Origin of the sequence: Streptomyces sp. NPDC001407 (genome assembly GCF_042895325.1) — a bacterium.
GTDB lineage: Bacteria > Actinomycetota > Actinomycetes > Streptomycetales > Streptomycetaceae > Streptomyces.
This window is the reverse complement of record NZ_JBIAWF010000009.1, coordinates 208771-222918: the sequence shown is the minus strand read 5'-3', so window position 1 is coordinate 222918 and position 14148 is coordinate 208771. Positions and strand designations below refer to the sequence as shown.

The 14148-nt window shown below is 72.2% G+C and carries 1 protein-coding gene and 1 pseudogene; both read right to left on the bottom strand.

The features are described 5' to 3' along the window. Positions 1–185: 185 nt before the first annotated feature. A pseudogene (locus ACFY1P_RS15505) lies at positions 186–3194 on the bottom strand (type I polyketide synthase); the annotation flags it as partial. 89 nt (positions 3195–3283) lie between these two features. Next, a complete protein-coding gene (locus tag ACFY1P_RS15500) occupies positions 3284–14128 on the bottom strand; it encodes an SDR family NAD(P)-dependent oxidoreductase (RefSeq protein ID WP_390750847.1) in 10845 nt (3614 codons plus the stop codon). Between the last annotated feature and the right edge of the window lie 20 nt (positions 14129–14148).

Genomic DNA, 14148 nt, shown 5'->3' with positions numbered 1-14148 from the left:
GCACCGGCCGGCGGCCACACGCCCAGCTCGGCGGCGGCCGCGGCTTCCTCGGCGCCAAGGGCCGGGGCGTCCGTCAGCACACCGGTGGCGTGCCGCGTCCAGGGGCCGTCGGCGTCGTCCTCCGGCCGGGAGTACACCGCCAGCGGCCGCTGCCCGGCCACGTCCGGGACGCCCACCGACAGCTGCACCTGCACCGCGCCGTTGCCGGGCAGTACGAGGGGGGCTTCGAGGGTCAGTTCGTCCAGGTGCCCGCAGCCGACCGCGTCCCCGGCCCGGAGGGCCAGCTCCACGAACGCCGTGCCCGGCAGCAGCGTCGTCCCGGCCACCGCGTGATCGGCCAGCCACGGATGCGTACGCAGCGACAGCCGCCCCGTCAGCAGGAACCCTTCCGCGTCCGCCAAGGCCACGACCGCCCCCAGGAGCGGATGGTCGGCAGACCCCAGGCCCAGGCTGGCGGCAGCGTTCTGGCTCACCACCGGGCCCGTGGTCTCCAGCCAGTAGCGCTCGCGCTGGAAGGCGTACGTGGGGAGGTCGACGCGCCGCGCACCCGTGCCGTCGAAGAGCTTGGCCCAATCGACGGACGCCCCGCCTACGAAAGCCTCGGCGACGGAGGTCAGGAAGCGGTCGAGACCGCCCTCGTCGCGGCGCAGGGAACCCACCGTGGTGACGTCGTGGTTCTCGGCGGTCTGCTCGACGCCCATGGTCAGGACCGGGTGGGCACTGGACTCCACGAACAGACGGAATCCGTCGTCCAGGAGAGCCTGGACGGCTTCCTGGAAGCGGACGGTCTGGCGCAGGTTGCGATACCAGTAACCCGCGTCCATCACCGTGGTGTCCAGGACGCCACCGGTCACCGTCGAGTAGAACGGCACCGAAGCCGGGCGAGGGGTGATACCGGCGAGGTCACGCAGGAGCGCGTCCTCGATCTCCTCCACGTGCGCGCAGTGCGAGGCGTAGTCCACCGCGATACGACGCGCGCGAATGCCGTCGGCCTCGCAGTTGGCGAGGAGTTCGTCGAGGGCGTCGTTGTCACCGGAAACCACGACCGTGGCGGGGCCATTGACCGCCGCCACCGCCAGACGCCCGTCCAGCCGCTGCTCGACCGCCTTCACATCCAGCGAGACCGAGACCATCCCGCCACGGCCCGAAAGGACCCGAAGAGCCTTGCTCCGCAGCGCCACCACCTTCGCCGCGTCCTCCAGGGAGAGCGCACCCGCAACGCACGCGGCGGCGATCTCACCCTGCGAATGCCCGATGACAGCGGCCGGCTCCACACCCGTCGAACGCCACACCTCGGCCAGGGAGACCATCACGGCCCACAGCACCGGCTGAACGACGTCCACCTGCTCAAGCCAGGCGGCGTTCTGGGAATCACGCAGCAGATCGGTCAACGACCAGTCCACATACGGCGCCAACGCCGCCCCGCACTCCGCGATCCGCTCCGCGAACACCGGCGAAGACTCCAGCAGACCGGCAGCCATACCGACCCACTGCGAACCCTGCCCCGGGAACACGAACGCCACACGGTCATCCCCACCGGCAGCACGCCCCCGCACCACGCCCGGGACCTCGCGCCCATCGACCAGAGCGCTCAAACCATCCCGGTGATCTCCCAGCACCACAGCCCGGTGCTCGAACACACCCCGCCCGGCCGCCAGCGAGAAACCCACATCCAGCGACGACAGCTCACCCGCATACGCCAACAGCCGCTCCGCCTGCGCCCGCAACGCAGCCTCGGACTTGCCCGAGACCACCCACGGCACCACCACCGGCGGCTCGACCGACGCCGGCTCCTCCTCGGCAACGGCCACAGGCGCCTGCTCAAGGATCACGTGCGCGTTCGTACCGCTGATCCCGAAGGACGACACGGCGGCCCGGCGGAGTTCGTCGTTCTCGGGCCATGGCGTGGGGTCGGTCAGGAGCCTGACGGCTCCGGCGGACCAGTCCACGTGCGGGGACGGCTCATCGACGTGCAGGGTCTGCGGCAGCAGGCCGTGCCGGATGGCCTGCACCATCTTGATCACACCGGCGACACCGGCGGCGGCCTGGGTGTGGCCGATGTTCGACTTGATCGAGCCGAGCCACAACGGCGCGTCCTCCGGCCGGTCCTGGCCGTAGGTCGCCAGCAGCGCCTGTGCCTCGATCGGGTCGCCCAGCGTCGTGCCCGTGCCGTGCGCCTCCACCGCCGCCACCTGCTTGGCGGAGAGTCTCGCGTCCGCCAGGGCCGCGCGGATGACGCGCTGCTGGGACGGGCCGTTCGGCGCGGTCAGGCCGTTGCTCGCGCCGTCCTGGTTGACTGCGGAGCCGCGGACCACGGCCAGTACGGGGTGGCCGTTGCGCTGTGCGTCCGACAGCCGCTCCAGCAGGAGCAGGCCGGCGCCCTCGCCCCAGCCCGTGCCGTCGGCTGCCGCCGCGAAGGGCTTGCAGCGGCCGTCGGGGGCCAGGCCGCGCTGGCGGCTGAACTCCACGAAGGTGCCGGGGGTGGACATGACCGTGACACCGCCCGCGAGAGCGAGCGTGCACTCGCGCCGGCGGAGGGCCTGGGCGGCCCAGTGCAGGGCCACCAGGGACGACGAGCATGCGGTGTCGATCGTCACCGCCGGGCCCTCCAGGCCCAGTGTGTAGGCCACCCGGCCGGAGGCGATGCTGCCCGCGGTGCCGTTGCCGAGGTAGCCCTCGACGCCCGCCGGGACCGATTCCAGACCAGTGCCGTAGTCGTGGTACATGACGCCGGTGAAGATGCCGGTGCGGCTGCCGCGTACCGAGGCGGGGTCGATGCCGGCCCGCTCGAAGGCCTCCCACGCGGTCTCCAGCAGCAGCCGCTGCTGCGGGTCGGTGGCCAGTGCCTCGCGCGGGGAGATACCGAAGAACGCCGGGTCGAATTCGCCGGCTCCGTGCAGGAAACCGCCTTCGCGCGCATAGCTCTTGCCCACGGCGTCCGGGTCGGGGTCGTACAGCCCCTCGACGTCCCAGCCGCGGTCCTCGGGAAAGCCCGATATGGCGTCCACACCGGCGGCCACCGACCGCCACAGTTCCTCGGGGGAACGCACGCCGCCCGGGTAGCGGCAGCTCATCGCCACGATGGCGATCGGCTCGTGGTCGGCGGACTCCGCCTCCTGGAGGCGCTGCCGTGTCTGGTGCAGCTCGGCAATGACTCGCTTGAGGTAATCCCGGAGCTTGTCTTCGTTACTCATCGCGCTTTCCCATCAAAAGCTGTCGGCCACAAGGCAACCGGCCGAAAAGAGATTGACCGACAGGCGGTCGGACATTGCGGGCGATCGGCTCAGATGATTCCGAGATCCTCGTCCACCATCCTGAAGAGGTCGCCGTCCGTCGCCGATTCGAGTTGGTCGGCGAGGATGGCGCTTTCCGGTATTTCCTGTGTCTCGTCGTATTTCGCCAGCAGGTCCCGCAGCCGGGAGATCACGTCCGTGCGGCCGATCTCCTCCGATGTCATGGCCGACAGACCGGCTTCGAGGCGGTCGAGGCGCACGGCCACGGGCTCGGCCGCGGTGCCGGTGTCCCGCGTCAGTTCCTGGTGGAGGTACTGCGCCAGGGCCGCGGGCGTCGGATAGTCGAACACGAGGGTGGCGGGCAGCCGCAGTCCGGCGGCCGCGGTCAGCCGGTTGCGCAGTTCCACGGCCGTCAGCGAGTCGAACCCGACGTCCTTGAAGGCACGCCCCGGCTCCACCGTTTCCGTTCCGCTGTGGCCGAGGACGGCAGCGACGTTCCGGCGTACGGCGTCCAGGACGATGCGTTCGCCTTCCGCCGCCTGCGTACCGGCCAGCCGTTCCCGCAGCCCCGCCGTCGGCCCGGTGGCCTCCGCGGCGGCCCGGTTCCCGGGCAGCCGCAGCAACTCGCGGAGAATGTGCGGCACTTCGCCACCGGCGGCCTGGAGGGTGGCCCGCAAGGCCGTCGTGTCGAGCCGCATCGGCGCCACCACGGTGGACCCACCGGCGCAGCAGGCGTCGAACAGCGCCAGCCCGTCGTCGGTCGACAGCGCACCGAGGCCGATGCCGCCCATGCGCCGCTTGTCCACCTCGGCCAGGCCGTCGGTCAGCGCGCTGCGCTGCTCCCACAGGCCCCAGGCCAGCGACAGGCCGGGCAGGCCGTGGGCGCGGCGCTGCGCGACGAGGGCGTCGAGGAAGGCGTTGGCGGCGGCGTAGTTGCCCTGTCCGGCGGCGCCCAGCGTGCCGGCGACGGAGGAGAAGAGCACGAACGCCGAGAGGTCCAGCTCCCGGGTCAGCTCGTGGAGCACCGCGGCCGCCTCCGCCTTCGGGCGCAGGACCGCGTCGAGGCGTTCGGGCGTGAGCGACTCGACGACACCGTCGTCGAGTACGGCGGCGGCATGGACGACGCCCTTCAACGGGTGCTCGGCGGGGATGCCCGCCAGGACCGTACCGAGGGCCTCCCGGTCCGCCACGTCGCAGGCGGCCCAGGTCACCGAGGCACCGGCGGCGGTCAGTTCGGCCGTCAGCTCCGCTGCCCCGTCCGCCTGTGCTCCCCTGCGGCTCAGCAGCAACAGGTGCCGCACTCCGTGTTCCGTCACCAGGTGCCGGGCCACGAGGCCGCCGAGGGTGCCGGTCGCTCCGGTGATGAGCACGGTGCCCTGGTCGTCCCAGGTCACCGAGGCTCCCGCCGAGGGGCCGCTCTCGCCGACGCGGACCAGGCGGGGCACCAGTACGCGTCCTTCGCGCACGGCCACCTGCGGCTCGCCCGAGGCGAGGGCCGCGGCGACGGGCGTGGCCACGGCCTCGGCCGGGTCGCCGAGGTCGAGGAGGACCAACCGGTCCGGATGCTCCGCCTGCGCGGACCGCACCAGGCCCCATACGGCGGCCGCGTCGGCGTCGCGTACGCCGTGGACATCGGTCGCGACCGCGTCCCGGGTGACGACGATCAGGCGGGAGTCGGCGAACCGCTCGTCCGCCAGCCAGTCCCGCACCCGTTCCAGCGTCCCGGCGACCGCTGCCCGCAGCCCGTCGCCACCGCACGTGCCGGCACCGGCGCCGCTCGGGACGGCGAGGAAGACCCACTCGGGAAGGCGGCCGGCCCGGGACTCGGCCAGGCTCGCCGGATCACCGTGCGCCGTCACGTCCCAGCCCGCGGACCGCAGGTCCGCCGCCAGGCCGCCGCCCCCGTCGCCGATCACCGCGCAGCGGAGGGCGGAAGGCGCCCCGGTTCCCGGTGTCGGCATGGTGAGCCAGTCCAGCCGGAACAACGACTCGCGCAGTCCGCCACGGGCAGCGTCGATCTGCGCGGGTGTGACCGGGCGCGTCACCAACTCGGCCACCGCCGCGACCAACTGGCCGGACTCGTCGGCCACGACGACCGACACACCGTCCGCCCCCGTGGCCGTCAGGCGCACGCGGACCCCGGCCGCTCCGGTGGCGGCCACGGACACCCCGTTCCAGACGAACGGAAGGCGGACCCGGTCCGCGTCCTCCGCGCCCGCGTCGACCAGACCGGCGGGCCCGGCCACGTGCAAGGCCGCGTCGAGCAAGGCGGGGTGGATCCCGTAGCGAGTCGCCTCCTGGGAGTGCTCCTCGGGCAGCACCACTTCGGCGAAGACCTCGTCGCCCCGCCGCCAGGCCGCCCGCACGCCTTGGAACACCGGCCCGTACGCCAGGCCGCCCAGGGCGAACTGCTCGTACATGCCCTCGATGTCCACGGCGACCGCTCCGGACGGCGGCCACACACCCGGCTCGTCCGACAACTGCGGCGCTGTACCGGCCGGGGTCGCGGTCAGCACGCCTCCGGCATGACGCGTCCAGGGCTGGTCCGGATCGCCGGACTCCTGCCGGGCATACACGTTGACCGGACGCCGGCCGCTGTCGTCGGCGCCACCGACGACGACCTGGAGCTGGAGCGCGCCGTGTTCGGGCAGGACGAGCGGCGCTTCCATGACCAGGTCGTCCACCTGACCGCACCCGAAGCGGGCACCGGCGTGGAGGGCCAGATCGACGAGCGCGGTCCCGGGCACCACCACCGCGCCCAGCACGGCATGGTCCGCCAGCCACGGCTGGGTGCGTACGGACAGGCGGCCGGTGAACAGGCAGCCGTCGGAGTCCGGCAGGGTCACGGCGGCACCCAGCAGCGGATGATCCGCAGCGCCCAGACCGACGGACCCGATGTCGGCGGCCCCTGGCGCCGACTCCAGCCAGTAGCGCTCGCGCTGGAAGGCGTAGGTGGGCAGCTCGATCTGCCGGGGGCGGGCCGGGGCGAGCATCGCGGCCCAGTCCACGGCGTGGCCCTGGACATAGACCTGAGCCAGAGCCTCCAGCAGCGACGCTGCTTCGTCGCGGTCCTTGCGCAGGGCCGGGGTGAAGAGCAGGTGCGGGGCGGTCTCCTGGCCCATGCCGGACAGGACACCGTCCGGGCCCAGCTCCAGGAAGGCGGTCACGCCATGGTCCGCCAGGCATGCGATGCCGTCGGCGAAACGGACGGTCGCGCGGACGTGGCGCACCCAGTAGTCCGGGTCACATATGTCCTCAGCCGTGGCGAGCGCACCGGTGAGGTTGGAGACGAGCGGGATACGAGGTGCCCCGTACGTCAACTGCTCCGCCGCCTCGCGGAAGTCGGCCAGCATCGGCTCCATCAGCGGCGAATGGAAGGCGTGCGAGACGCGCAGCCGCCGCACCCGGCGGTCTTCACCGCGCCAGGCCGCTTCCAGCTCCGCGACCGACACCTCGGCACCGGAGACCACCACCGAGGACGGGCCGTTGACAGCAGCGATGTCCACATCGGCGTAGTCGGCGAGAGCCGTACGGACGGATGCTTCGTCCGCCTCCACCGCCAGCATCGCGCCACCCGAGGGCAGCGCCTGCATCAGCCGGCCACGCGCCGCCACCAACGCACACGCGTCCGCGAGCGACCAGACCCCGGCCACGTATGCGGCCGCGATCTCGCCAATCGAATGCCCGGCAACGTAATCCGGCTTCACACCCCACGAAGCAGCCAGCTGGTAGAGGGCGACCTCGACAGCGAACAGGCCGCACTGCGTGAACACGGTCGCATCCAGAAGAGCGGAATCGTCCCCGAACACCACCTCACGCAACGGGCGTTCCAGCAGACCGTCAAAGTGCCCGCAGATCTCGTCGAAGGCTTCGGCGAAGACCGGGAAGGCTTCGTAGAGTTCCCGGCCCATGCCCAGCCGCTGACTGCCCTGACCCGAGAAAACCAACGCCAGCTTGCCCGACGTCGGCACACCCCGGACCACACCGGTGGCCGGCTCACCCGACACCACCGCGCCCAACCCGGCCTCGAAACCGGGCCGGTCCGCAGCAACCACCACCGCACGGTGCTCGAACACCGACCGCGCCGCCACCAAGGAGAAGGCCACATCAGCCGACGAAACAGCCTCGTCCCGCGCCACCGACAGCAGACGCTCCGCCTGCCCCCGCAACGCCGCCTCGGACTTCGCCGACACCACCCACGGCAGCACGGGCAGCGCGCCCTCCGCAGCAGCCGGAACCTCCGGCTCCTCCGGCGCCTGCTCCACGATCACATGCGCGTTCGTCCCGCTGGCTCCGAAGGAGGAGACGCCCGCCCGGCGAGGCCGACCGGTCTCCGGCCATGAGGTGGCTTCGGTCAGCAGGTCCACAGCCCCCATCGACCAGTCCACCTGGGACGAGGGCTCGTCGACGTGCAGCGTGCGCGGCAGGGTGCCGTGCCGCATCGCCAGGACCATCTTCATGATCCCGGCAACACCGGCAGCCGCCTGCGTGTGACCGATGTTGGACTTCACCGAGCCGAGCAACAGGGGCTTGTCTTCCGGCCGTTCCTGGCCGTACGTGGCCAGCAGCGCCTGCGCCTCGATCGGGTCACCGAGCTTGGTGCCCGTACCGTGCGCCTCCACCGCATCGACCTGGTCAGCCGACAGCCCGGCACTGGCCAGCGCCGCACGGATGACCCGCTGCTGCGACGGACCGTTCGGCGCGGTCAGACCGTTGCTCGCACCGTCCTGGTTCACCGCCGAGCCACGCACCACGGCCAGCACCCGATGGCCATTACGCCGCGCGTCCGACAGCCGCTCCAGCAACAGCATCCCGGCACCCTCGGAGAACCCCGTACCGTCCGCACCCGCCGCAAACGCCTTGCAACGACCGTCCGGAGCCAGACCACGCTGACGGCTGAACTCCACGAACAGCGCCGGCGTCGCCATCACCGTCACCCCGCCCGCCAGGGCCAGGGAGCACTCGCCCTGCCGCAGCGACTGCGCCGCCAGGTGCAAGGCCACCAAGGACGACGAACACGCCGTGTCCACCGTCACCGCAGGCCCCTCGAACCCGAAGGTGTACGAGATGCGGCCGGAGGCGATGCTGCCCGCGGTCCCGTTGCCGATGTAGCCCTCGACGCCGTCCGGCACGGATGCGGTCGCGGACCCGTAGTCGTGGTGCATGATCCCGGCGAACACACCGGTCTGACTGCCACGCACCGACACCGGATCGATACCGGCCCGCTCCAGCACCTCCCACGACGTCTCCAGCAGCAACCGCTGCTGCGGATCCATCGCCAGCGCCTCACGCGGCGAGATCCCGAAGAACCCCGGGTCGAACTCACCGGCGTCGTAGAGGAATCCACCCTCCCGGGCATAGGCCGTGCCCTTGTGGTCCGGGTCCGGGTGGTAGAGAGACTCCAGGTCCCAGCCGCGGTCGTCCGGGAACGCGGACATCGCGTCGCCGCCTCGGTCGATCAGCGACCACAGCTCCTCGGGGGTGCGTATGCCGCCCGGGAAGCGGCAGCTCATGCCCACGATGGCGATCGGCTCGTCGACGGACGTGGCCACCGCGGCCGCCGGAACCGCCGCACGCGTCGCGACCCCGGCATGCGCGGTCGCCAACTCGTCCAGCAGATGGCGGGCGAGCACCGCGGGGCTCGGGTAGTCGAAGACCAGAGTCGCGGGCAACCGCAGACCCGTGGCCGCGTTCAGCCGGTTCCGCAGCTCCACCGCGGTCAACGAGTCGAAACCGAGCTCGCGGAAGGCGAGGTCGGATGCGACCTCGTCACCCGGTGCGTAGCCCAGTACAGCACCGATGTGTGTGCGGACGACGGCCAGCACGGCCTGTTCCCGCTCGGTCTCCGGCAACCGGGCCAGGTCGCTCCCCAGGCCGCCGTCCGTGCCGTCCGCCGCCGTGGAGGCGGCCACGGCCCTGCGTGCGGGGGTCCGTACGAGGCGGCGCAGCAGGGGCAGCACGGGGCCGCTCCCACCACGTAGTGCCGCGGGGGCGAGCCGCACCGGCACCAGCAGCGCCTCGTCCGACGCGGTCGCCGCGTCGAAGAGCGCCAGCCCTTCCCGCGACGACAGCGGTACGACGCCTCCGCGAGCCATCCGGGCGAGGTCGGCGTCGGCCAGGTGGCCGGTCATGCCGCTGCGTTCCGCCCAGAAGCCCCAGCCCAGCGACACCGCGGGCAGACCGTGCGCCCGCCGGTGCGCCGCCAGGGCGTCGAGGAAGGTGTTCGCGGCGGCGTAGTTGGCCTGTCCCGCCGCGCCGAACGTCGCGGCGGCCGAGGAGAAGAGCACGAAGGCCGACAGGTCCAGCTCCCGCGTGAGCTCGTGCAGGAGCAGCGCCGCGTCCACCTTCGGCCGGAACACGCCGTCGACGCGCTCCGGCGTCAACGACTCCACGACGCCGTCGTCCAGAACGCCGGCCGCGTGCACCACCCCGCGCAGGGGCATGTCCTGCGGGATGCGCGCCAGCACAGCGGTCAGCGCGTCCCGGTCCGTCACGTCGCATGCTTCGAGAACGACGGTCGCGCCGAGGCCGGTGAGCTCTGCCTCCAGCTCGGGCATCCCGGCGGCGTCCCGGCCGCGGCGTGACACCAGCACCAGGCGCTGTACGCCGTGTTCGACGACCAGGTGCCGGGCGACCAGGCGGCCGAGTACGCCGCCGGCGCCGGTGATCAGCACGGTGCCGGAGCCGTCCCACGCCCCGGCGTTCCCGGCCGGGACGGGGGCCTTGACGAGGCGGGGGGCGCGGAATTCGCCGGTGCGAAGGGCGATCTGCGGCTCGTCGCGGACGAGTGCGGTGTGTACCGCCTCGGCAGCGCCGTTCCAGGTGTCGAGGTCGACGAGGGCGAAGCGGTCGGGGTGTTCCGTCTGCGCCGACCGGACCAGGCCCCACACCGCGGCCGCCGCCGGATCGGAGACGTCCTCGCCCGGCGCGGTCGACACCGCGCCCCGGGTCACGAACACCAGCTTCGACGAGGCGGCCGCCTCGTCGCCCAGCCATTCCTGTACGGCCCGCAGCGCCCGGTACGTCACGTCACGGGTCGCCGAGGCGATGTCGTCCGCGTCGGACGGGGACAGGAGCGGGAGGAGCACGGCCTCGGGGAAGGGCGCGTCCGTGGCCGGGGGCAGGGCCGACAGCGGCTGTCCGGCCGATTCGAGTACGGCCGCGAGCGGGGAGCTGTCGGAGCCGAGCACCGCCCAGGCTCCCGTGGCGGCCGGCATCTCGCCGGCCGGTACCGCATCCCATCGCACAGCGAACAGCGACTCCAGCGACGACCGCGCGGCGCTGTCGAGCAGCTCCGGGGAGACGGGCCGGCCCACGAGAGTGCCGACCGAGGCCACCGGTGCCCCGGTCGCGTCGGCCACGAGGACCGACACCCCGTCCGCCCCGGACCGCGCCAGGCGCACACGGAGCGTGGTCGCGCCGGTGGCGTGCAGGGACACTCCGCTCCACGCGAAGGGCAGCCGTGCGGAAGACGTGTCGTCGGCGTCCGGACCGGTGAGGTGGCCCACGCCGGTCACGTGCAGCGCGGCGTCCAGCAGCGCCGGGTGCAGGCCGTAGCGCCCCGCCTCCTCACGCTGCTCGTCCGGCAGCGCGACCTCGGCGAACACCTCGTCACCGCGCCGCCAGGCGGCCCGCACACCGCGGAACGCGGGCCCGTACTCGAGCCCCGACGCGGCCAGCCGCTCGTACAGGTCGTCCACGGGGACGGCCACGGACCCGTTCGGCGGCCACGCGGCCAACTCCCTGACGGCAGTGGCGTCGTCGGTGACGGCTGCCGCCAGTACGCCCTTCGCGTGGCAGGTCCACGACTCCTCGTCGTGATCGCCCTCGACCCGTGAGTACACACCGAACTCACGGCGCTCCGGGTCCTCCGTACCGCCGACGACGACCTGCACCTGCACAGCTCCCGGCTCGGGGAGCACCAGCGGGGTTTGCAGGGTCAGTTCCTCCAGGCCCTGACACCCGGCGGCGTCGGCGGCGCGCAGCGCGAGCTCGACGAACGCGGTACCGGGGACCACCACCCTCCCCAGCACGGCATGGTCGGCGAGCCACGGCTGCGCCCCCACCGACAAGCGGCCCGTCAGCACGAGCCCGTTCGCATCCGCAAGCGACACCACGGCGCCCAGCAGCGGGTGATCCGCCGCTCCCAGACCGGCGGAGGTCACATCTCCGAGACGGGCGGCGGGCGGGTTGATCCAGTAGTGCTGGTGCTGGAAGGCGTAGGTGGGAAGGTCGACGCGGCGGGCGCCGGTGCCGTCGAAGAGCTTGGTCCAGTCGACGGACGCACCGCCTACGAAAGCCTCGGCGACGGAGGTCAGGAAGCGGTCGAGATCACCCTCGTCGCGGCGGAGCGAACCGACGGCGGTGATGCTGTGGTTCTCGGCGGTCTGCTCAATACCCATGGTCAGGACCGGGTGAGCACTGGACTCCACGAACAGGCGGAATCCGTCGTCCAGGAGCGCCTCGACGGCTTCCTGGAAGCGGACCGTCTGACGCAGGTTGCGATACCAGTAGGCGGCGTCGAGCGTGGTCGTATCCAGTACGCCACCGGTCACCGTCGAGTAGAACGGCACCGACGCCGGACGCGGGGATACACCCGCGAGGTCCCGCAGGAGCGCGTCCTCGATCTCCTCCACATGCGCGCAGTGCGAGGCGTAATCCACCGCGATCCGACGAGCGCGAATGCCGTCGGCCTCGCAGTTGGCGAGGAGTTCGTCGAGGGCGTCGTTGTCACCGGAAACGACCACCGTGGCCGGGCCATTGACCGCCGCAACCGCCAGACGACCGTCCAGCCGCGCCTCGACCGCCTCCACATCCAGCGAGACGGACACCATTCCGCCACGGCCGGACAGAGCACGCAGCGCCTTGCTCCGCAGCGCCACCACCTTCGCCGCGTCCTCCAAAGACAGCGCACCGGCCACGCATGCAGCCGCGATCTCACCCTGCGAGTGACCGATCACAGCGGCGGGCTCCACGCCCGTCGAACGCCACACCTCCGCCAGGGAGACCATCACCGCCCACAGCACCGGCTGCACGACGTCGACCTGCTCCAGCCAGGCGTCGTTCTGGGAATCACGCAGCAGATCGGTCAACGACCAGTCCACGTACGGCGCCAACGCGGTCGCGCACTCCGCGATCCGCTCCGCGAACACCGGCGAGGACTCCAGCAGACCGGCAGCCATGCCGACCCACTGCGAACCCTGCCCCGGGAACACAAACGCCGCGCGCCCGTCCGCACCCGCGACACGACCCCGCACCACACCCGGAACCTCGCGCCCCTCCGCCAGAGCGCTCAGACCGTCCCGGTGGTCCGCCAGCACCACGGCCCGGTGCTCGAACACACCCCGGTCGGTCGCCAGAGAGAAGCCGACGTCCAGCGGCGACAGCTCCCCCACATGCGCCAGCAACCGCTCCGCCTGCGCCCCCAGGGCGCTCTCAGAACGGGCGGAGACCACCCAGGGCACCACCACCGGCGGTTCGACCGCCACCGGCTCCTCCTCGGCAACCGCCGCAGGCGCCTGCTCGAGGATCACGTGCGCGTTCGTACCGCTGACGCCGAACGCGGACACACCGGCCCGGCGGGGTTCGTCGGCCGCCGGCCACGGCGTGGCCTCGGTGAGCAACTCGACGGCGCCCTCCGTCCAGTCGACGTTCGGCGAAGGCTCGTCGACGTGAAGCGTTTGCGGCAGCACACCGTGCCGCATCGCCAGCACCATCTTCATGACACCGGCCACGCCGGCGGCGGCCTGGGTGTGGCCGATGTTGGACTTCACCGAGCCGAGCATCAGGGGCTTGTCTTCCGGCCGCTCCTGGCCGTACGTGGCCAGGAGCGCCTGTGCCTCGATCGGGTCGCCCAGTGTCGTACCCGTGCCGTGCGCCTCGACCGCGTCCACCTCTGCCGCCGAGAGGCGGGCGTTCGCCAGCGCCTGGAGGATCACGCGCTGTTGGGAGATGCCGTTGGGCACGGTCAGGCCGCTGCTGGTGCCGTCCTGGTTGACGGCGGAACCACGGACCACCGCCAGCACCGGATGGCCGTTGCGCTGCGCGTCCGACAGCCGCTCCAGCAGCAGCATGCCGACGCCTTCACCCCAGCCGGTGCCGTCGGCAGCCGCCGCGAACGCCTTGCAGCGGCCGTCGGGGGCCAGGCCGCGCTGACGGCTGAACTCCACGAACAGCCCGGGTGTCGTCATCACCGTCACACCGCCGGCGAGGGCCAGCGAGCACTCGCCCTGCCGCAGTGACTGCACAGCCAGGTGCAGGGCGACCAGCGAGGAGGAACAGGCGGTGTCGACGGTGACCGCGGGTCCTTCGAGGCCGAAGGTGTACGAGAGCCGTCCGGACATCACGCTGGCCGCGCTGCTGGTGGCGAGGTAGCCCTCGACGCCCTTCGGTGCCTGGCGCAGCGCCTCGATGTAGTCCTGGCCGTTGGTGCCGACGAAGACCCCGGCCTTGGTGCCGCGCACCGACGCGGGCGCGATGCCGGCCCGTTCCATCGCCTCCCAGCTGGTCTCCAGGAGCAGCCGCTGCTGCGGGTCCATGGCCAGCGCCTCGCGCGGCGAGATCCCGAAGAAGCCCGGGTCGAAGGCGCCCGCGTCGGAGAGGAAGGCGCCTTCCTTCACATACGAGGTCCCGGCGCGGTCGGGGTCCGGGTCGTAGAGCCCGGCCAGGTCCCAGCCGCGGTCGGCCGGGAACGGAGCGACTGCGTCCGCTCCTTGGGAGAGCAGGTCCCACAACTCCTCCGGGGACCGGACGCCACCCGGGAAACGGCAGCTCATCGCCACGATCGCGATCGGCTCGTGCGGCTTGTCCTCGGCGTCGCGGAGACGGCGCTGCGTCTGCCGCAGATCCGCCATGACCCGCTTCAGGTATTCGACAAGCTTCTCTTCGTTTGACATCTACCCTTGCCCCCTCAAGG